The following is a 19,318-nucleotide window of genomic DNA, read 5'->3' as shown; positions in this document are numbered from 1 at the left end:
TCACCCCCCGCCGAGCGCGGCTGCCAGCACGAGCACGATGACGATCAGCGCCAGCCCGGCCACCGGCCAGCGGCGCAAGGTGGCATCGAGCCGCTCCGCTCCGTCGCCGAGGCGGCGGACGGCCGGCAGGGCGTGCACCGCCAGCGCGGCCACGTCGCCCGCGGGAATCTCCGGCAGGTTGCGTCCCGTGCGGGCAACGCTGAGCGCCAGTCCCGCGCCCAGCAGCAGCGGCCATGTCGAGCCCCATAGCGCGCCGGGGGTAAGGGCCAGTGCGGATGCATAGCCCGTTATCGGCGTGAACAGCATCCATCCGGCGAGCAGCGAGGCCGCGGCCGTCGCCAGCCACGGCGCACACAGCCCCCAGGAGGCGACGGAATCCGCCCGCAGCGGCGTGGTCTTCGCGATCAGCCGCAGAAAATGCAGCATCAGTAATGTGCTGCCGGCCGCCGACAATGCAGCGAGCGTGCCGGCCAGGCCGTCGCCGAGCGGGCCCTTGGCAGCAAATTTGGCCAGCGCGCCGCTGGTGAGCGGCAGGCCGGCAAGGCTGAGAGCCATCACGGCCATTACCCCCAAAGCGAGGAGCCGGCGGCGTGCCCCGGTAGCCGCGACGATCCCCACGCCCATGAACAGCGCGCCCTTCACCAGCATGTGGTGAAGGGCGTAATAGGCCGCGAGCCGGGACACTCCGGCATCGCCCAATTGCAGACCGGCCCCCATGATCGCGGCCACCAGGCCCATCTGGCTCACGGTGGAATAGGCCAGAACGGTCTTCGGATGGCGTTGGGTGATGCCGATGGCCACGCCGTAATAGGCCGTGAAAAGCCCCAGTACGATGAGGAACGTGCCCCAGTCGGCGGCGGGCTGGTCGAGCGGCAGGAAACGGATCAGCCCGATCACACCGGCCTTGACGATAATGCCGCTCAGCACGGCGGAGGCCGGCATCGGCGCGACCGGATGGGCGAGCGGCATCCACACATGCAGCGGCACGAGGCCCATTTTGAGACCGAAGCCGAGAATGAGCAGTACCAGCGTCGCCTCCCGCCAGGGCGATGCGGGCAGCGCGGCCACCGCCTCGGCGATCAACGGATTTCCCGTCGGTCCGGCGGTCGCGAGCAGCACGAAACCGAGCAACAGGAAGGCTTCGCCCAGCACGGCCAACGCCATGTAGGTCAGACTGGCGCTCTCGGCGCGCGGCGTGCCCTCATGCGCGACCAGTCCGTAGGCGGCGAGGCTGACCAGCGAGAACATCAGGTAGAAACTGGTCATGTCGGCGACGATGAACACGCCGAGGCTGCCCGCAAGCGTCAGCAGCCACCAGACAGCGAAGCTGATGCGCGTCGGGTCCGCCGCCATATAGGCGCGGGCATAGACGCCGGCAGCGGCCCATAGCAGCGCCGCGCCGCCGAGCAGCACCGCGCCGGGCGAGTCAAGCGCCAGCACCAGACGAATTGGCGCCGGCGCCAGGACCCACGAGCCGTCGGGCGCGATGAGCGCCGCCGCCAGCGCCGGCAACGGCGCGAGGGGCAGGAGATCGCACACGCGCCGGCGCAGGCCCGGCAGAAGGCAGAGCGCTACGCAGGCCAGCGGCGTGGCGAGCGAGGCGGCGAGCAGAATTCCGGCGAACGTCATGTCCGGCGTCTCACGGCAGGGCCGCACGGCCGATGGCGAGCATGCCGAGCGGCTGCAGCGGCACAAAGCCGAGCGCCACCGCGCCAAGCGCAAGCCCGAGCGCCGACCACTCGCTGATCCGCGCCACCGGGCGGGTCTCGATCGCGCGTGCCGGCGCGGCCATGGCGCGTTTGAGCACGCGCGCGACATAGGCGGCGGCGAGCATACCGCCAAGGCTGATGACGAGGATGATCCACCACGCCCCGCTCAGGACCGCGGCGTTGAGCAGCAGAAGCTTGGCGATAAAGCCGCCGCTGGGCGGCAGTCCCATCAGCGACAGACCGGCGAGACCGAAGGCGAACACGCTGACCGGGACAGCGCGCCCGGCTCCGGCGAGGTCGGCGATACGGTCATGGCCGAGTGCTTCGGCGATCAGTCCGGCGGCGAGGAACATCGCCGCCTTGGCGAAGGCGTGTGAGATGAGTTGCAGCATGCCGCCGGTCCATCCGATCGTCGTTGAGGGGGCGCCCCCCGGCTCGATCAGGATGAACATCAGGAACAGATAGCCGATCTGCGCCACGGTGGAGTAGGCGATCATCAGCTTCAGCCGCTGCTGCCGCAGCGCGACGAGGCTGCACAGCAGGATGGCCACCGCACCGAGCGCGGCCAGCACCTGTGCCGCCGCCGCGTGCGATGTCGCCGGCAGCACGTCGAACCACAGCCTAAGAATGATGAAGAACGGCGCTTTTACCACCAGGGCGGAGAGCACCGCGCTCGCGGGGGCCGGCGCGCCGGCATGGGCCGGCGGCAGCCACAAATGCAGGGGGAAGAGGGCCGCCTTGGCCATCAGCCCACCGATCATCAGCGCAAGGGCGGCGTGGGTGGCGAGGTTAGCCGCGGTCAGGCCGTGCAGGGCGGCGATGTCGAGCGTGCCATATTGGCCATAGAGCAGCGCCGTGCCGAGCAGATAGAGCGCCGATCCGACAAGCGCGAAGACGAGGTAGCGCAGCGCCGCCTCGATGGTCTCCGCCCTGCCGTCGAGGCAGACCAGCGGCACGGCGGCGAAGGTCAGCAGTTCCAGCGCGACGAACAGGTTGAACAGATCCTGGCCGAGGAAGACGAGGTTGAGCGCGCTCCACAGCCCCAGCAGCAGCGACCAGAAGGCGAAAGCGCGGCGCCCGCCTGTCGCATCCTCCGCCGCGTCGAAGTGCGGCCGGGCATAGAGGGCGATAGCGGCGATGACCAGCGTCGCCATCGCCATCATCACGCCCGAGAGGCCGTCGGCGCGGAACTGAAGACCGAGCGGGGGCGCCCAGCCACCCAGCACATAGACGATGGCTTCCCTCGAGCGCAGGAGGTCGATGATGATCGCGGTCGCGATGGCGATGCCCCCGGCGACCACGCCGAGCACAACCGTCGCGGGGCGCCTTATGCCGAGCCACGGCATCGCCAGCATGGCCAGCACGCCGATGACCGGCATGACGACGGCCAAGACAAGGAGCGGGCCGGTGGTTATTGCCACGCCCATCTCACCGGCCCTTTGGCTCGTCGCGGAGCCCGCCAACGGATCGCTCGGCAGCCCGGATGGCGGCCAGGCGGCGGAGCAGTGTCAGCGCCAGCGCGGTCGCGGCGAAGGCGACGACGATGCCGGTGATCACCAGCGCCTGCGGCACCGGATCGCCCGGCAGCCCGGCCGCGGCTCCCCGGCGCGCCGCGACCCCGAACAGCAGGAAGACGCCGGCGCCCAGCAGGTTGAAGGACAGCACCCGGCGCACCGGCGCGGCATGGGCAAAAGCGCCATAGAGGCCGCATCCGACCAGCCCGCAGGCCGCGAGGCCGAAAATCAGCGTGCCGCTCATGCCGATGGTTTCCGCGCGCCCGGTCCGAGGAGCATCAGCATCAGCATGAGCGCGATGGACACCGTCAGAGCCAGTTCGATGACCACGATCAAGGGCTTTGCCCAACCGTCGGGATAAGCGAGGAAACCGCCGGCCGCGCGAAAACCGGCGAAGCCGATGGCGAGGAAGACCGCCGGCCCGAGCCCGAGGAGCGCGCGCAGCCGCGCGTCGGACAGTGCCGGCGGCGGCGCCAGGCCGGCCATCATCACCAGCAGGCCCATGGCGGCGATCAGCGTTGCCGCCTGGAACTTGCCGCCCGGCGCGTCGGCGCCGACCCAGAGCAGATGCAGGGCGACGACGAGCCCGACCGGCGGCAGGGTGCGGGCCAGCAGGCGCAAGGGCGGGCTCGGCACGGCCGGCGCCGCGGGCGCCTCGCGCCATGTCTCGTCAGCCGCCAGCGACCAGATGCCGATCAGCGCCAGCAACACGACCACGGTCTCCAGCAAGGTGTCGAGCGCCCGGTAGGCGAGCAGCACCGCGGTCACCGGATTGCCGAGGCCGAGTGCGTCGAGCGGCGCGGCGGCTTGCGCGGCAAGGCTCGGCGCCGGCTCCGGCGCGCCCAGAATGATGACGGCCAGCGCCCCGGCAATGAGGGCCGCGAGAGCGGCGAGAGTGAGGCGCAGGGGAAGAGCGGCCGGTTTCTCCGCGCCGACAAAGGCTTGGGCGCCGAGCAGCAGCGGGGCTGTCAGGGCGCCGATCGCCGCCTCGGTAAGCGCCACGTCGACGGCGCCGAGGCGGACCCAGGCGAGGGCGAGCAGCAGACCGAAGGCGATGAAGGCGATGACGGCGGTGCGCGCCTGCCGCGCGAGCACGCTGAACAGCGCCACCGCCAGCAGCGTGACGACCAGAACCGCGTCGAGCATCGCGTCCATCATCCTCGCCCGCCCTGCACCAGCCGTGCGATCATCTGGCTGGCCACCGCGCCGGTGACCAGCACGAGCAGCCAGATCACCAGCAGCTTCAACGCGCCGAGCGCGCCTCCTGCTTGCGGCATCAGGCCCAGCAGGATCAGCCCGAGGCCGAGATTGTCGGCCTTGGTCAAGGCGTGTAGGCGCGACAGCGCATCGGGAAAGCGCAGCAGCCCGACCGTTCCCGCGAGGAAGAAAAACAACCCCGCCGCCACGGCGATGAGCGTAAACAGGTCGATCAGCGCACTCATGACGGCTCCCGCCTCTCATCCGGCGGGCTGGCCGGGCCGGCGGCGAAAAGCGCGGCGGAGGCGAAGGCGGCAACCAGAGCGAGGGTGAGCGCGACGTCGAGCAGGGCAGCGACCCCCTCGGCAATGGCGAGCAGCGCCAGCACCGCCGTGCCGCCGGTGCCGGCGAGTTGCACGGCCATCAGCCGGTCCGCGGCGCTCGGCGCCCGCAGCAGCCAGACCAGGCCGGTGGCCATCAGCAGCAGGAGGAGGAGGGCGGCGAGGTTCAGCAGTTCAGCCATCGGCGAGCCTCGGGATGGCGGCGAAATCGCGCTCTGCGGCGCTGACGGCGGCGGCCACCGGGTAGCTGGTATCGAGCGCATGGACGAGCAGGGTCGCCTCATCGCGCATCCCCACCGGCAATGTGCCCGGCTGCAGGCTCAGATAGGCATGAAAAGCGTCGCGGCCGGTGCCGGAGAGAAGCCGGCTGCGGCAGGCCACGAGGCCCGGCTGCAGGGGCAGAGACGGGGCCAGCGCCCGGCGCGCGACATCGAGGCCGGCAAGCACGGATTGCCCAGGAAAGCGCAGAGCCAGCCGGACCCGCGCGCCAACCGCGACGCGTCGTCCGTCGGGCGGCAACAGCCGGAGGCTGAGCCATGCTGCCGCCGCCGCGGTCAGTGCTCCCACGGCGGCACCAGCAAGACCGCCGCCCTGCAGCACGAGCCAGAGCGCGAAGAAGCCCAGCGCCCGCGGTGCCCCGCGACGCACAGAATCGATCAAGCGCAAACGGCGTGACACCAGGGACAGACTCCCGCGTGACAAAGACAATCGCGGCGCGGTTGCCGCTCGGCGCTACTGTGCCGAGCGATGCGCGCTCAAAGCAATATGGCGAACCGCTCTCCCATGTGCATCGCACGAAAAACCACTGGCGGCCGGGACGGAAGGTACAGAAACGGGACGTCACGCCGGTTTCCCGACCCCGTCCGCTAAGTATAGTTGTTCCGCTTGCCGATGCTGGGCGCGCTGTCACAATGGGATGAGCGGCCGACGCTATTGCTCCTGGTCGTCTCAAGCATCGTCGTTTCTTGACGATTGATCTGGATTTGCAAGGGGACGAGACCAGGATGACGATGACGGTAAGGCCCTTGGCGATTGCCATTATCACCGGCGCGAGCCTGCTCCTTGCGGCATGCGGCGAGGATGCCGCCGTCGAGGCGCCTCAGCCGCGGCCTGTGCGCGTCGTCACGGTCGAGAAGGCTACCGGCGGGCAGTCTGTCTCCTTTACCGGCGATGTTCAGGCGCAGGATGAGGCCTCCCTTGCCTTCCGCGTTTCCGGCCGGATGATCGAACGCAGCGCGAATGTCGGGGATCAGGTCAAGGCCGGACAGATTGTCGCCCGGCTCGACCCGCAAAATGCCCTTAACGCGCTGCGCTCGGCGCAGGCGGCGCTGGCGGCGGCGGAAAGTCAGCTCGTCACGGCCGCCAACACCTTCGAGCGGCAGGAGCACCTGCTCCGCAACGGCTTCACCACCCAGGCGAATCACGACGCCGCCCGCACGGCGCTGCAGGCGGCGCAGTCCGGCGTGGACAATGCCGAGGCCCAACTCAAGATCGCGCAGGACAATGTCAGCTATACCGAACTCGTCGCCGACGCCGCCGGCACGGTGACGGCGCGCGGCGCCGAGCCGGGCGAGGTGGTGCAGGCGGGGCAGATGATTCTCCAGCTGGCCCGGCAAGGGGGACGCGATGCCGTGTTCGACGTGCCGGCAAACGTCCTGCGTGCGGCGCCGGCCGATTCGCTCATTACCGTTACGCTGAGCGACGATCCCACGGTGACCGCCACCGGCCGGGTCCGCGAAGTTGCGCCGCAGGCGGACCCTGTGACGCGCACCTTCCGCGTGCGTGTCGGCCTCGACAATCCGCCGGCCGCGATGCGGCTCGGTTCCACCGTCGTCGGCCGGGTCGAACTCGACACGGATGCGGCGATCAAGCTTCCGGCGTCCGCGCTGACCTCGGTGAATGACCGTCCGGCGGTCTGGGTGTTCGATCCGGCGACGGCGACCGTGGCGCTGCGCAATGTCGAGCTGCGCCGATTCTCCCAGGCGTCGATCACCATCGATACCGGGCTTAGTCCCGGCGAGGTGGTGGTCACCGCCGGCGTCCAGGCCCTGCATCCCGGCCAGAAAGTGCGCCTGCTCGGGGCGGGCTCGTGATGCGGTTCAACCTCTCGGAATGGGCGGTCCGCGAGCGGTCGCTGGTGATCTTCTTCATGCTGGCGGTCGTGGTCGCCGGGCTTTTCGCCTATACGCGGCTCGGCCGGGCCGAGGATCCGTCCTTCATCATCAAGACCATGGTGGTGCAAGCGGCATGGCCCGGCGCGGGCATCGAAGACACGCTGCAGCAAGTCACCGAGCGTCTGGAGCGGACGCTGCAGGAGACGCCCCATCTCGACTTCATCCGCAGCTATACCCGCCCGGGCGTCACCACCATCTTCGTGAACCTCAAGGGCAGCACCACGGCCGACGAGGTGCCGGACGTCTGGTATCATGTGCGCAAGAGCATTGGCGACATGGCCCCGACCCTGCCGCGCGGCGTGGTCGGGCCCGGTTTCAATGACGAGTTCGGTGATACGTTCGGCCTGATCTACGGCTTCACCGCCGACGGCTTCACCCATCGCGAATTGCGCGACCATGTTGAGGCCGCACGCGCCAGGCTGCTCCAGGTGCCGGATGTCGCCAAGGTCGAGCTGCTCGGCGAACAGGACGAGCAGATCTTCGTCGAGTTTTCGGTGCGGGAGCTGGCCGCCCTCGGCATTAACCGCTCGGCGCTGGTGGCGGCGCTGCGGGCGCAGAACGTGGTGCAGCCCGCCGGCACCATCCAGACCGGCGACGAGAAGCTGGTGATCGACGTCTCCGGCGCCTTCGGCTCCGAGCAGGACATCGCCAATATCAATTTCGCGGTGGACGGGCGCATGCTCCGGCTCGCCGACATCGCCACGGTGCGGCGCGGCTATGCCGACCCGCCGCGCCCGCTGTTCCGCACCAATGGCGAGCCCGCCATCGGTCTCGCCATCGCCATGCGCGAGGGCGGCGACATTCTCCAGCTTGGCCGCAATGTCGACGCGGCGATGGCGAAGATCACGGCGGACCTGCCTCTCGGCATCGAGCCGCATCTGGTGGCCGATCAGGCGGTGACGGTGACCGGCGCGATCTCCGAATTCATGGAGTCGCTCTGGCAGGCCATTCTCATCATCCTCGTGGTCAGTTTCATCGCGCTGGGCGTGCGCGCGGGGCTCATGGTGGCGCTTACCATCCCGCTGACGCTCGCGGGCGTGTTCGCCATCATGTGGCTGCTCCACATCGACATGCAGCGCATCTCGCTCGGCGCGCTCATCATCGCGCTGGCGCTGATGGTCGACGACGCCATGACCACCACCGACGCCACGCTTGGCCGCCTTGCCGCCGGCGAATCCAAGGAAGTGGCGGCGGTCTTTGCCTTCAAGACCTATGCCTTCGCCATGCTGGCTGGCACGCTGGTCACCATCGCCGGCTTCGTGCCCGTGGGTTTTGCTGCCTCCTCGGCCGGCGAATACACCTTCACCCTGTTCGCGGTGGTCACCATCGCGCTGCTGGTCTCCTGGCTGGTGGCGGTGGTGTTCGCGCCGCTGATCGGGCTGGTCATCCTGAAGCCGCCAAAGGCGACGAATGGCCAGCCGGGCCGGATCATGCGCCTCTATCGCGGCTTCCTCTCGGCCGCGCTTGCCGCCCGCTGGGTCACCATCGCCGTCACGCTGGCGCTGTTCGTCGCTGCCGTGATGGCGCTGCCGCTGATTCCCCGGCAGTTCTTCCCCTCATCCGACCGTCCCGAACTGCTGGTCGACCTGCAGCTGCCGCAGAACGCCTCGATCTATGCCACCGAGCGCGCCATGGAGCGGCTCGACGACGCCTTGCGGGACGACCCGGACGTGGCGCGCTGGAGCGGCTATGTCGGGCAGGGCGCGATCCGCTTCTACCTGCCGCTGAACGCCCAGCTGCCCAATGATTTCTTCGGCCAGGCGGTGGTCGTGGCGAAGGATGTGGCGGCTCGGCAGCGGCTGGAAGCGAAGCTGGCGACGCTGTTGGCGGACGAGTTCCCCAATGTGGTGAGCCGCGTCTCGCCGCTGGAACTCGGCCCCCCGGTCGGCTGGCCGATCCAATACCGCGTGGTCGGGCCCGATCTCGGCCAGGTCCGCGACATCGCCTTCAGGCTCGCCGAGGTCATCGCCGCCGACCCGCTGACGCGGACGGTGAATTATGACTGGATCGAGCCGGCCCGCGAAATCCGCATCCGCGTCGACCAGGATCAGGCGCGGCTGCTCGGCCTGTCGACGGAGGCTATCGGCTCGGTTCTGAACACCGTGGTCACCGGCGCCCCGGTGACCCAGGTGCGCGACGATATCTATCTCATCGACGTGGTGCTGCGGGCCACCGACGAACAGCGCGTCTCGCTCGACACGCTGCGCACGCTGGAAGTCCCGCTGCCGGGCGGGCGCACCGTGCCGCTGAGCCAGTTTGCCAGTTTCGGCTATGAGCAGACCTATCCGCTGGTGTGGCGCCGCGACCGGCTGCCGGCGCTTACCGTGCAGTCGGACATCGCGCCGGGCGAGCTGCCGGAGACGGTGGTGGACCAGCTCACCCCCGCCATCGACGCGTTGGCGGCGACGCTGCCGGCGGGCTACCGGATCGAGACCGGCGGCACGGTGGAGGAGAGCGCGGCCTCGCTCGCCTCGGTGATCGCGGTGGTGCCGGTGATGATCCTCATCATGCTCACCGTCCTCATGTTCCAGCTCAGGCGGTTCTCGCTGACCGCACTGGTCATCAGCGTCGCTCCCCTCGGTCTCATCGGCGTCGTCATCGCACTGCTGCTGTCCGGCCGCCCGCTCGGCTTCGTCGCCATTCTCGGCGTACTGGCGCTGATCGGCATGATCATAAAAAACGCTGTGATTCTCGTAGGTCAGATCGAATCCGAGCGGGCCGGCGGCAAGGATGCGCGGCAGGCGGTGATCGACGCCGCCTGCGCCCGCTTCACCCCGATCATGCTGACGGCGCTGTCCACCGTGCTCGGCATGATCCCCATCGCCCCCACTGTCTTCTGGGGCCCCATGGCCTTCGCCATCATGGGCGGGCTGATGGTGGCCACACTGCTCACACTGGTCTTCCTGCCAGCTCTCTATCTGGCGACGATCGGGCGGGAACGCCCATCGCCGGGGTGAGGCCGGCGGTCAACAGGCGCTGGCGGCCAAGCGCGTTTGAGATGGCATAGGAAGCGGCCAGCCGGCGCGGGATCCCCGAGAAAGGCATGGTTTTTCCGTTCCCCGGGAGGCGCATCCTCGGGCCCGCCAATAGTGCCGGGAATTGGCGCCATCCAAGTGTAGGAGGCGATAACGGGAGCACAGATCCACGAGGCGTTTTGACGTTGCCCCTCCCGGCTAATCCAGCTTGAAGTTCGTTCTGGCCCAATGAGAGGACCAGAACATGAGGCGCAGCCGCTTCACAGAGGAACAGATCATCGGGATGCTGAAGGAGCAGGAGGCGGGCGCGAAGACCGCTGACGTCTGCCGCAAGCACGGCATCTCCTCGGCGACCTTCTACAAGTTCAAGGCCAAGTACGGGGGCATGGATGTGTCCGATGCCTGCCGGCTGAAGGCGCTCGAGGAGGAGAACGCGCGGCTGAAGAGGCTGCTGGCCGAGCAGATGCTCGACAACGCGATCCTGAAGGATGTCAGCGCAAAAAAATGGTGACGCCCGATGCGAGGCGCAAAGCCGTGGTTCATGCCTGTGCGGCGCACGGGGTGAGCCAGCGTCGGGCGTGCAAGGCGCCAGGCGTCGATCGCACCAGCGTGCGTTACTGAAGCATCCGTTCCGACGATGCAAGTCTGCGGGAGGCCATGCGGGCCGTGGCCGGCGAGCGCCGCCGCTTCGGCTACCGGCGCATCCACATCATGCTGAGGCGCCAGGGCATCGTCATGAACCAGAAGAAGCTCCGGCGGCTGTATCGGGAAGAGAAGCTTCAGGTCCGCCGCCGCGGAGGACGCAAGCGAGCGCTCGGCACGAGGCGTCCCATCCTGGTCCCGGATCGGGTCAACGTCCGCTGGAGCCTCGACTTCGTGTCGGATGCCTTCACGGGCGGTCGGCGTTTCCGCGTGCTGGCCGTCGTCGACGACTTCAGCCGGGAGTGCCTGGCGCTGGTGGCCGACACCTCGCTCTCGGGACTTCGGGTGACACGCGAACTCGATGCGCTGCTCGCCATCCGAGGCAGGCCCGCAACCATCGTTTCCGACAACGGCACCGAGCTGACCTCGATGGCCGTTCTCAAATGGTGCCAGCAGAGCGGCGTCGAATGGCACTACATCGCTCCCGGCAAGCCGATGCAGAACGGCTTCGTCGAGAGCTTCAACGGTCGGTTCAGGGACGAGTGCCTGAACGAGACCCTATTCTCGAGCCTGGGCCAAGCCCGTGCCGCAATCGCCTCGTGGAAGGAGGACTACAATGTAAACCGCCCTCATTCAGCTCTCGGCAATCGATCCCCCGCCGAGTTCGCGGCAACAATCCCATTGGAAACCCAGGCCGCATGAGGCCAAAAATCAACCCAAGGACTCTCTCCTAAGCCGGAGAAGAAAAGCGTCTCAGGTTAGAGGTCCTGTTGCGCCGCCATTGCTGACATTCGGGTTCGAATGGGCGGATTCCCAAAGCGGACGAACATCATTGCGATAGCCTTACGATCAAAAGAAAGTTCGAATCTCCCCCGTTACGCCATCACCGCCGATTGTACTCCGTAGTGCGACGCACCGATCAGAAGGTCTCCGGAGCAAGGACAACCGTACAATCATCCCTGCGGACGCGCGTGAAGCGCCCGGCATGCGGTACCTCCACAGTCTCGCGGGCTATGGTCTTCCTTTGGATGCTTGTACCTAAGATATTGTCGCAGTCCGCCCAACGGTGCGAATGGGGATCCTCAGCTCCCGCTCGCCATCGATGGTGACGACGCAGGCATCGCGCACGACCATGTAGGGCTCGTGCAGCATGATGCCAACATAGTCCCCGCCTTGCATGATGGGAGTCTCGTAGCCGAGACCGACGCTCCAGCACCCGCTGAGGAAGCGATGGTCTTCCACCACGATCATGTCGACGCCGCCGGTTCCTGTGATCTCAACCGCATTGGCGGATCCTGCCCTGAGTGGCGTGTCCGCGCGCAGGATGATCCATCCGTCAATCCTGTCCATCGGCTGCATCACGTCCAAGGCGACCTCCGCAGCCAGGGTGGCGATCGGCCGAGACGGGTGGATGGAATTATGCAGCACGCCGACGACCGCACCGCCTTCGCGAGAGCCGGCGATGGCCTGCCCGGAATCGCCCCGCCGCGTGACATAATCGGAATCGGCCGCAAAGAGATCGCCATCGCAGGATAGGGCAATGATGCCCGCATCGGCCATAGGATTGGCCGCCAACACCCTCCGCACGGCCATTTCGGCGCCGATGCCCTCACGCATGAGGTCGACAACCTCATCATTGATCTGGCGCCCACTGACGCCGACCGTATTCGGCATGCGGTGTCCCGTCACCAATCCGACGCCGGCAAGGGCGGGGGTGAATTGCGCGAGCGGTTCGGGACGGTTCGGGCCGCTCGAGATCAGACCCGCTACCGGCGCTGTCAGAAGTTCCGAGGGGGCGCTGTCGATTCCCGCTGGGAACATGCCCCGGCTGCCGCCCTGCTGCGCCTCGGCCCGGATGATGGCGCCTGTGGGCGACAGCGCGACGACGCTGACGAAGCCGCCGATGGAGCCGCGCCCGATCGTCTCGACCGCCGCCAGCGCGCGCAGGATCGCAAGGCCGGCACGAGGGCCGTAGGCAGCTATTCCGATCGTCATGACGCGACCCAATGCAAGGGAGAGATTTCAACAAGCGGACCTATCGGATACCCCTCACCCGACAGGGACAGGCGGGGGCGCTGGCGTTGCCGCGGGTCCGGCACCGGCGCGGCGGAGAGCAGGGCGCGCGTGTAGGCATGGGCGGGCGCCCGCAGCACCGCCTCGGTCGGGCCGATCTCCAGGATGCGCCCTCCCCGCATCACCGCGACGCGATCCGAGATGCGGCGCACCACGGCGAGATCGTGCGAGACGAAAAGGAAGGACAGCCCGTCTCGCGCCCGCAACTCGGCGAGGAGGTCGAGAATCTGCGCCTGCACCGACACGTCGAGCGAGGAGGTCGGCTCATCGGCAATGATGATCCTGGGCTGGGCGGCGAGCGCTCGGGCGATGGCGATGCGCTGGCGCTGGCCACCGGAGAACTCGTGCGGGTAGCGACGCGTCATGCCCGGCTCCAGCTGGACGCGTTCCAGCAGCGCCTCGGCGCGCGCGCCCGCCTCCGCCCGGTCGGCATGGCCATGGATCAGCATCGGCTCGGCCAACGTGCGGCCAATGGTGAAGCGCGGGTCGAACGAGGCATAGGGATCCTGAAAGATCATCTGGATGCCTGCCCGATGGCGCCGGAGGGCCCGCCCGGACAGGCGGGTGAGATCCTGCCCCTCGAAGCTGACCGTACCTTCATCGACATCCATGAGCCGCGCCACGGCGCGCCCGAGCGTCGACTTGCCGGAACCGCTCTCGCCCACAACGGCGAGGATCTCGGCGCGGCCGAGGCTGAAGCTCACATCGTCAAGCGCACGCTTCGGTGTTCCGCGGACAAAGAGGCGACCCACGCCGAAACTTTTGCAGAGGTTGCGGGCCGTCAATACGGGCTCCGACGCCGGATCAGCGCCCGTGGTGCGGGCGGCCGGCGGCTCCTCGCGCGGCACGGCGGCGAGCAGGCGCTGCGTGTAGGGCTGCGCGGGCGTGGCGAAGAGCGGGCCCACATCCGCCTGTTCGATCGCCTGCCCCTGCCGCATGACAAGGACGCGATCGGCCATCTCGGCGACAACGCCCATATCGTGGGTAACGAGCATCAGCGCCGTACCGCTCTCCCGCGCGAGACCACGCAGAAGGTCGAGGATCTGCGCCTGCACGGTGACATCCAGCGCCGTTGTCGGTTCGTCGGCGATCAGCAGCGCGGGGCGCATCATCATGGCGGCGGCGATCATGACACGCTGGCGCATGCCGCCGGACAGTTCGTGCGGATACTGCCGCAGGCAATGGGCGGGATCGGCCATGCCGACGCGGTGAAGCATGCGCGCCGCCTCGGCCAGCGCCTCCCGAACGGATGCCTGCCCATGCGCCATAGGCCCCTCTGTCATCTGCCGGCCGATGGTCAGGACGGGATTGAGCGATGTCATCGGCTCCTGAAAGATCATGGCCATGCGCGCGCCGCGGTGCCGTCGCATCGCCTCTGGCGGCAAGCCCACCAGTTCCTCGCCCAGCAGGCGGATGCTGCCCGCCGCGATCCGCGCCGCCGGCTCGGGCAGCAGGCCCATGATCGCCAGTGCCGTCACCGACTTGCCCGAGCCGGACTCCCCGACAATGGCCAGCGTCTCTCCGGCGCCGACCGTGAAGGAGATGCCGCGCACCACGTCACGCGCATGCGGGGCCCGCCCGAAGACGACGCGCAGATTCTCGACGTCCAGCACCGGTGGTTCGCTCATGTGCCGTTCTCCCGTGGATCGAGGGCGGAACGCAGGGCATCGCCGAGCAGGTTGAAGCCGAGGACGGTCAACGCGATCGCTATGCCGGGGATCGCCATCAGCCAGGGAGCGCGGTTCATGTAGTCACGGGCGCCCGACAGCATGGCCCCCCATTCCGGCTGCGGCGGTTGGGCGCCAAGGCCAAGAAAGCTCAAACCGGCCGCCGCCAGTATGGCGCCGGAAATGCCGAGGGTCGCCACCACGATCATGGTCGGCAGCACATTCGGCAGCAGGTGCAGCACGATTAGCCGGCCATGCCCTGCGCCCGCGGCGATGCTGGCCTCGAAATAGGGCTTCGACCGCTCGACCAGAGCGGCCGAATGGCACGTGCGGGCATAGAAAGGAATGCCGGCCAGCCCCACCGCGATCATCGCATTGGTCAGGCTTGGCCCAAGCACCGCCACGCAGGCGAGTGCGATCAGCGTTTCGGTGAAGGACAGCAGCACATCGGTGAGCCGCATCAGCACCCGCTCGGTCCAACCGCCGCGATAGGCCGCCACCAGACCGACGAGGAGCCCAGCCGTCATGGATATGCCCACGGCGATGGCGCCGATCATCAAGGTCAGCCGGCTGCCATGCAGCATCCGCGAGAATAGGTCGCGGCCGAACTCGTCCGTTCCCAAGGGATAGGCGAGGCTCGGCGGGAGAAAGCGCTTGCCGACGCCCATTTTGATCGGGGAGTACGGCGCGAGGATATCGGCAAATGCGGCGCTGAGAATGAGGAGGCCGACAAGGGTCAACCCGATCGTACCGGCCGGCGTGCGGGCCACGCGTCGCAGGAAGCCGGGCCGAATGTTGGGGGAAAGCTGCGCCGCGGGCGAGGCGTCGACGATATCCGCCATCACCTCAGCTCCGCCGGATGCGCGGATCGACCAGCGCGTAGATCGTGTCCATCAACAGCGACACCAGCACCACCACAATCGAGAAGGTGAGAATGAAGCCCTGAATCACCGGGTAGTCGCGCTGGAAAATGGCCTCGATCGCCATGCGGCCGACGCCGTTCCATGCGAAGATATTCTCCACCACGATGGCGCCGCCCATCATGAAGGAGAACTGCAGACCCATCATGGTGATGATGGGCACAAGGCCCGCCCGCAGGACGTGGCGGTGCAGCACCACGGCCTTGGGCAGCCCCTTGGCCTCGGCGGTGCGCACGAAATCCTGATGCAGGGTGTCGATCATCGAGGAACGGGTCATGCGGGCGATGATGGCGGCGTTGGACAGGCCGAGCGTCACCGCCGGCAGCACGAGATTGGCAAGGCCGGTGCCGCTCACCGGAAACCAGCCGAGATCGACGGCAAAGAACAGCAGCAGCAGCAAGCCGAGCCAGAAATGCGGGATGGAAACCCCGGCAATGGCGCCGATCATCAAGCCGGTGTCGAGCAGGGTTCCGCGCTTGTAGGCCGCCAGAAAGCCGATGGGCAGGCCGATGGCGATGGCGACCAGCATGGCGGCGCTGGCCAGAAGCAGCGTGTTGGGCAGGCGCTGCAGGATGACGTCGAGCACCGGCTGATGGCCGCGGATCGTGTAGCCGAGATCGCCCTGCAGCAGCTTGCCGACATAGGTGAGGTACTGGACGTAGATCGGCTGATCGAGGCCAAGGCTGCGGCGGATCTCCTCGATCTGCTCCGGCGTCGTGCCCTGGCTCTGGGCGTACATGATCTGCACGGGGTCGCCGGGCACCAGATGGATGAGCAGCGTCACCGCCACCGTCGTGATGAACACCGTGAGGAGCGCCATGGCGAGGCGACCGAGAACGTAGCGCCACATGAGAGCCGAACCCTTGGAGGGGAGAGACGGGCCCGGACGAGACCGGGCCCGTCGGGCAGGATCAGGACTTCTTGTCGCCGATCTTCACATCGTTGAAGACGGGATAGACGAAGGGCGCGATCTGGAAGCCCTCGACGGCCGGCCGCGCGGCGAACACCCATTCCCAGCCCGGCGTGTAGAGCGGAATGTGGATGCCCTTGCTCAGGAGATATTTGAACACCTCCTGCACCTTGGCCTTGCGGGCCGCCGGATCGGTCAGCACGCGCGTCTCGTCCAGCAGCTTGTCGAGTTCGGGCGAGGTGTAGCCACGATAGGCGCCGGGCGAGTGCCAGAGGGCGTAGAGAATGTCCGGGTCGTACCAGGACCAGGTCATCATATCCATGCTGCCCTTGCCGGTCGCCGTCTCGTTCTCCTGGCGGACGCGGGCATTCATGGTGCCGATGTCCATCATCTCGATATTGGCCTTGATGCCGACCTCGGCGAGCTGCGCCTGGAACACCTCCGCAAGCTTCTGCCGATTGCCGCCGGTCCAGACCAGCATGCTGGTTTCCAGCGGCTTGGCCGGGCCATAGCCGAGTTCCTTGAGCAGCGCCTTGGCCTTTTCCGGGTCGTAATTCGGCCGGTACTTCAGGCAGAATTCCTGATCGTTGCCGAACACGCCGCGCGAGACCGGGCAGGCCTCCGGCAGAGACAGGTCGCCATAGACCAGGCTGATCGCGGCGGCGGCATCCGTGGCGTAGCCCACGGCGAGACGGGCGCGCGCATCGTTGAAGGGCGGGCGGTGGGCGGCGAACTCCCAGAACACGTTCTGTCCGGTATTGCCGGCGACCGCGATCTTGAGAGCCCCTGAGGCCTTGAGCGCCTCCACATCGTCGAGCGGCGGTTCGGCAATGTCGACCTCGCCGGTCTTCAGGGCGGCAAGACGGGCCTGCGGCTCCGGCACAACCGTGATGACCAGGCCGTCCATATAGGGCGCACCCTTATTGGCCGCGAGCTTGCCGAAATTCTTGTAGGCCCCGTTCTTCGCCAGGACGATCTTGTCGCCCTTGGTCCAGGACACCAGCTTCCACGGGCCGGAGCCGATGGCGGAGCTGGTGCCGAAGCCTTCCTTACCCTTGTTGGAATCGCAGACGATCGAGGAGAAACTGTCGGCCAGGAAGGGCACCAGCGCGACGAATGGCTTGTCGAGCGTGAACTTCACCGTCAGCGGATCGACCACCTCAACCTTGCTGATCGGCCCCCAACTCGCCTTAGTCACGCTCGGCGCGGCCGCGTCGAAGGCGCGGTCCACGGTGTATTTCACGTCATTGGCGTCGAGCGGCGTGCCGTCATGGCACACAGCCCCGGCATTGAGGGTGAATACATATTCCGTGCCGGCGCCGTTCACCGTCCATGATTTGGCGAGGTTCGGCACCGGGTTGCCGTCCTTGTCGGTGGCGAGCAGCGTGTCGTAGATCAAGCTCCAGACTTGGAGCGACAAGGTGCTGGTCGCTTTCTGCGGGTCCAGCGTGTCGATATCGCCATAGCGCGCCCAGACGATGTCGGCGGCATGCGCGGCGGTGATGCCGGAAAGGCCGATCGCGCCCGCGACGGCGATGCCATGAGATAGACGGCGAATTGCACCCATCGTTCCTGTCCCCGTTCCTGGTTCCTTGGCGGGAAGACCTGACAGACACGGGTCCGCGAGCTCGCGGACGCCAGGCCCGCGAGAGGTTTCCCAATGACTTATGTCGTGACGGTCGCCGTCTCCTGCCGGGCCTGTCGGACCCCGGCGAGGCGTGGCGCGTGACGTGCCCTTCCGCTTGGCCGACAAGCTGATTTAGGCGGGAAGGCAAGTCAACGGAATTTCAGAACTGACAATATTATTTCCCGCGATGAAACAAATATCGCCGAAACTCTCAAATTCGTTTCAGAAATGATCTGCGATCAGAGGTCGCCCGGCACCAGGTCGCCCCACTCCTCGTGAATGTGCTCGATGAAGTGCAGCCGTTCGATAGCCTGCTCGCCGATCCGCAAGGCCACCGCCGAGCAGAGATAGGTGATGAGCGACACGGGGGCGACGACCGACTCATAGACCGACACGCCGCGTGTCCGGCAGCGCAGCGTCACATTGGCCACTTCCGCCGAGCCGCGCCCGGCCTGATCGGTGAGATAGATCACCTGGACCCCGGCATGGATCGCCGAGCGCATAATGGAGCGCAGATTGCGCGTCTTTCGCCCCACACCCAACGCGAGCATGGCGTCGGTCGGGCTGATCGAGGCGAACTCTTCCGGCACGGAGAAGCCGCCGATCGGGATCATACGAATATCCGGTTTGATGCGGATCAGCAGGGCGCGGGCGAAATGGGCTAGCGGGTAATTGTCGCCAAACCCCACCACCCAGAACTTTTCCGCCCGCGCCAGCAGATGGATAGCCATGTTCAGCTCGTCACTGCGCAACGTCTCGATAGTGCGCACTAGGTTCTGGACGTCACCCGCCAGATGGTCCGCCAACTGGCCGCGCCCAACCTTGCGCTCCAGCCCCTTGGGCAGCGCCCGCGGCTCGGACGCGTTGGCCCCTTCCCGTGCCTTTTTCTGCGCTGTCTTGAAGCTGGGATAGCCGAGCCGCCGGAAGAAGCGGGCGGTCGTGGCCTTGGAAACGGTTGCCTTGTCGGAAATTTCGGTCGCGGAGTGCAAGCCGAGGAGATCGGGATTCTCCAGCAGGAGATCCGCAAGCCGTCGCTCCTGCCGCGTCAGGTCGTCATAGCTTTCAAGGATGCGCTGCGAAAGAGTCGTCTCGGCCATCGGCTTTTCAAAAATGAAATTTTCGTGGCATCTATACTCTTATCCGACACAGAATTGAAGAGCTTGCTATGGGACTCCATGCGTAAGCTCGCGTCGGAAATGTCCTGCGCAGGCTCTCCCATAGGCGCATGATCAACAGCGCCTGATGTCGGCCAGAGGCTTATGGCCTCGCTCGCAGACAACAGGGAGAAGTTGGCTGAGCGGGCGGAACTGGACGAGGTAGAATCGGCGGTCAGCGCGAATGTGTTTGTGCGGCAACCGCCTTCTCGACTTCGAGACGTCGCTTAAGTCCATCCCCCTTGCCTCTTACGCCATTGAAATTTCAATGACATAGGTGCTCGCAGTTTCACCTTGGTCGGCGCGCCAAATGCTGTCGACAGACAGCGGGATCATGATACTGCCGCCGAATGCCGACATGCAGCGCTTGGCTGGCCAGCAGGTCACACGCCTCCAGCTGCTCGTTCCAGAACCT

At 67.1% G+C, this 19,318-nt stretch carries 15 protein-coding genes and 1 pseudogene; 3 read left to right on the top strand and 13 right to left on the bottom strand.

Going from position 1 to position 19,318, the window contains the following annotated elements:
- From AncyloWKF20_RS04105 to AncyloWKF20_RS04075, 7 genes are read right to left on the bottom strand one after another with little or no spacing between them, the layout of a single operon-like run.
- Entirely contained in the window at positions 1-1,629 is a 1,629-nt protein-coding gene (locus AncyloWKF20_RS04105; protein WP_279316644.1) for a complex I subunit 5 family protein, read from the bottom strand.
- A 10-nt stretch (positions 1,630-1,639) separates the two neighbouring features.
- Positions 1,640-3,136: a proton-conducting transporter membrane subunit gene (locus tag AncyloWKF20_RS04100; RefSeq protein ID WP_279316643.1), complete on the bottom strand. Its 1,497-nt coding sequence runs from the start codon at positions 3,134-3,136 to the stop codon at positions 1,640-1,642.
- A 1-nt stretch (position 3,137) separates the two neighbouring features.
- Positions 3,138-3,467, bottom strand: a complete 330-nt coding sequence (locus AncyloWKF20_RS04095; protein ID WP_279316642.1) for an NADH-quinone oxidoreductase subunit K — start codon at positions 3,465-3,467, stop codon at positions 3,138-3,140.
- Complete coding sequence (locus tag AncyloWKF20_RS04090) at positions 3,464-4,381, bottom strand: hydrogenase subunit MbhD domain-containing protein (RefSeq protein WP_279316641.1); 918 nt, start codon at positions 4,379-4,381, stop codon at positions 3,464-3,466. The genes AncyloWKF20_RS04095 and AncyloWKF20_RS04090 overlap by 4 nt, the downstream gene beginning before the upstream one ends.
- Entirely contained in the window at positions 4,378-4,665 is a 288-nt protein-coding gene (locus AncyloWKF20_RS04085) for a monovalent cation/H(+) antiporter subunit G (protein WP_279316640.1), read from the bottom strand. Before AncyloWKF20_RS04085 ends, AncyloWKF20_RS04090 begins: the two co-directional genes overlap by 4 nt.
- Positions 4,662-4,943, bottom strand: coding sequence for a monovalent cation/H+ antiporter complex subunit F (locus AncyloWKF20_RS04080; protein ID WP_279316639.1), 282 nt, complete (start codon positions 4,941-4,943; stop codon positions 4,662-4,664). The genes AncyloWKF20_RS04085 and AncyloWKF20_RS04080 overlap by 4 nt, the downstream gene beginning before the upstream one ends.
- Positions 4,936-5,439 carry a Na+/H+ antiporter subunit E gene (locus AncyloWKF20_RS04075; RefSeq protein WP_279316638.1) on the bottom strand — a complete coding sequence of 168 codons (504 nt, stop codon included), beginning with the start codon at positions 5,437-5,439 and terminating at the stop codon, positions 4,936-4,938. The genes AncyloWKF20_RS04080 and AncyloWKF20_RS04075 overlap by 8 nt, the downstream gene beginning before the upstream one ends.
- Positions 5,440-5,765: 326 nt before the next feature.
- Between AncyloWKF20_RS04075 and AncyloWKF20_RS04070 the strand changes: the two genes are divergently transcribed.
- The 3 genes and pseudogenes from AncyloWKF20_RS04070 (at position 5,766) to AncyloWKF20_RS04060 (ending at position 11,254) form a co-directional block, all read left to right on the top strand.
- On the top strand, positions 5,766-6,854 hold the full coding sequence (locus AncyloWKF20_RS04070) for an efflux RND transporter periplasmic adaptor subunit (RefSeq protein ID WP_279316637.1): 1,089 nt from the start codon (positions 5,766-5,768) through the stop codon (positions 6,852-6,854).
- A complete protein-coding gene (locus tag AncyloWKF20_RS04065; protein WP_279317876.1) occupies positions 6,854-9,892 on the top strand; it encodes an efflux RND transporter permease subunit in 3,039 nt (1,012 codons plus the stop codon). The genes AncyloWKF20_RS04070 and AncyloWKF20_RS04065 overlap by 1 nt, the downstream gene beginning before the upstream one ends.
- 262 nt (positions 9,893-10,154) lie before the next feature.
- Positions 10,155-11,254, top strand: a pseudogene (locus AncyloWKF20_RS04060) (IS3 family transposase).
- A gap of 336 nt (positions 11,255-11,590) precedes the next feature.
- Here the strand turns inward: AncyloWKF20_RS04060 and AncyloWKF20_RS04055 are convergent.
- The 6 genes from AncyloWKF20_RS04055 to AncyloWKF20_RS04030 all read right to left on the bottom strand — a co-directional run bounded on the left by AncyloWKF20_RS04055 (position 11,591) and on the right by AncyloWKF20_RS04030 (position 18,846).
- Positions 11,591-12,547, bottom strand: coding sequence for a hypothetical protein (locus tag AncyloWKF20_RS04055; protein WP_279316636.1), 957 nt, complete (start codon positions 12,545-12,547; stop codon positions 11,591-11,593).
- Positions 12,544-14,253: an ABC transporter ATP-binding protein gene (locus tag AncyloWKF20_RS04050; protein WP_279316635.1), complete on the bottom strand. Its 1,710-nt coding sequence runs from the start codon at positions 14,251-14,253 to the stop codon at positions 12,544-12,546. Before AncyloWKF20_RS04050 ends, AncyloWKF20_RS04055 begins: the two co-directional genes overlap by 4 nt.
- Positions 14,250-15,134 carry an ABC transporter permease gene (locus AncyloWKF20_RS04045; protein ID WP_279316634.1) on the bottom strand — a complete coding sequence of 295 codons (885 nt, stop codon included), beginning with the start codon at positions 15,132-15,134 and terminating at the stop codon, positions 14,250-14,252. The genes AncyloWKF20_RS04050 and AncyloWKF20_RS04045 overlap by 4 nt, the downstream gene beginning before the upstream one ends.
- Before the next feature lie 4 nt (positions 15,135-15,138).
- Complete coding sequence (locus AncyloWKF20_RS04040) at positions 15,139-16,062, bottom strand: ABC transporter permease (protein WP_279316633.1); 924 nt, start codon at positions 16,060-16,062, stop codon at positions 15,139-15,141.
- Between the two features lie 61 nt (positions 16,063-16,123).
- On the bottom strand, positions 16,124-17,689 hold the full coding sequence (locus tag AncyloWKF20_RS04035; protein ID WP_279316632.1) for an ABC transporter substrate-binding protein: 1,566 nt from the start codon (positions 17,687-17,689) through the stop codon (positions 16,124-16,126).
- Between the two features lie 299 nt (positions 17,690-17,988).
- Entirely contained in the window at positions 17,989-18,846 is an 858-nt protein-coding gene (locus tag AncyloWKF20_RS04030) for a MurR/RpiR family transcriptional regulator (protein ID WP_279316631.1), read from the bottom strand.
- Positions 18,847-19,318: the final 472 nt, after the last annotated feature.

Origin of the sequence: Ancylobacter sp. WKF20, assembly GCF_029760895.1 — a bacterium.
GTDB lineage: Bacteria > Pseudomonadota > Alphaproteobacteria > Rhizobiales > Xanthobacteraceae > Ancylobacter.
Note: the sequence above shows the minus strand (reverse complement) of the source record. Positions and strands in the feature narration are given on the sequence as shown.

Bases quoted from the DNA above. Each gene is read 5' to 3' on its own strand.
- AncyloWKF20_RS04065 (WP_279317876.1), top strand. From the start codon at position 6,854: ATGCGGTTCAACCTCTCGGAATGGGCGGTCCGCGAGCGGTCGCTGGTG.
- AncyloWKF20_RS04055 (WP_279316636.1), bottom strand. From the start codon at position 12,547: ATGACGATCGGAATAGCTGCCTACGGCCCTCGTGCCGGCCTTGCGATC.
- AncyloWKF20_RS04100 (WP_279316643.1), bottom strand. From the start codon at position 3,136: ATGGGCGTGGCAATAACCACCGGCCCGCTCCTTGTCTTGGCCGTCGTC.
- AncyloWKF20_RS04085 (WP_279316640.1), bottom strand. From the start codon at position 4,665: ATGAGTGCGCTGATCGACCTGTTTACGCTCATCGCCGTGGCGGCGGGG.
- AncyloWKF20_RS04080 (WP_279316639.1), bottom strand. From the start codon at position 4,943: ATGGCTGAACTGCTGAACCTCGCCGCCCTCCTCCTCCTGCTGCTGATG.
- AncyloWKF20_RS04090 (WP_279316641.1), bottom strand. From the start codon at position 4,381: ATGATGGACGCGATGCTCGACGCGGTTCTGGTCGTCACGCTGCTGGCG.
- AncyloWKF20_RS04070 (WP_279316637.1), top strand. From the start codon at position 5,766: ATGACGATGACGGTAAGGCCCTTGGCGATTGCCATTATCACCGGCGCG.
- AncyloWKF20_RS04050 (WP_279316635.1), bottom strand. From the start codon at position 14,253: ATGAGCGAACCACCGGTGCTGGACGTCGAGAATCTGCGCGTCGTCTTC.
- AncyloWKF20_RS04030 (WP_279316631.1), bottom strand. From the start codon at position 18,846: ATGGCCGAGACGACTCTTTCGCAGCGCATCCTTGAAAGCTATGACGAC.
- AncyloWKF20_RS04035 (WP_279316632.1), bottom strand. From the start codon at position 17,689: ATGGGTGCAATTCGCCGTCTATCTCATGGCATCGCCGTCGCGGGCGCG.
- AncyloWKF20_RS04045 (WP_279316634.1), bottom strand. From the start codon at position 15,134: ATGGCGGATATCGTCGACGCCTCGCCCGCGGCGCAGCTTTCCCCCAAC.
- AncyloWKF20_RS04040 (WP_279316633.1), bottom strand. From the start codon at position 16,062: ATGTGGCGCTACGTTCTCGGTCGCCTCGCCATGGCGCTCCTCACGGTG.
- AncyloWKF20_RS04095 (WP_279316642.1), bottom strand. From the start codon at position 3,467: ATGAGCGGCACGCTGATTTTCGGCCTCGCGGCCTGCGGGCTGGTCGGA.
- AncyloWKF20_RS04105 (WP_279316644.1), bottom strand. From the start codon at position 1,629: ATGACGTTCGCCGGAATTCTGCTCGCCGCCTCGCTCGCCACGCCGCTG.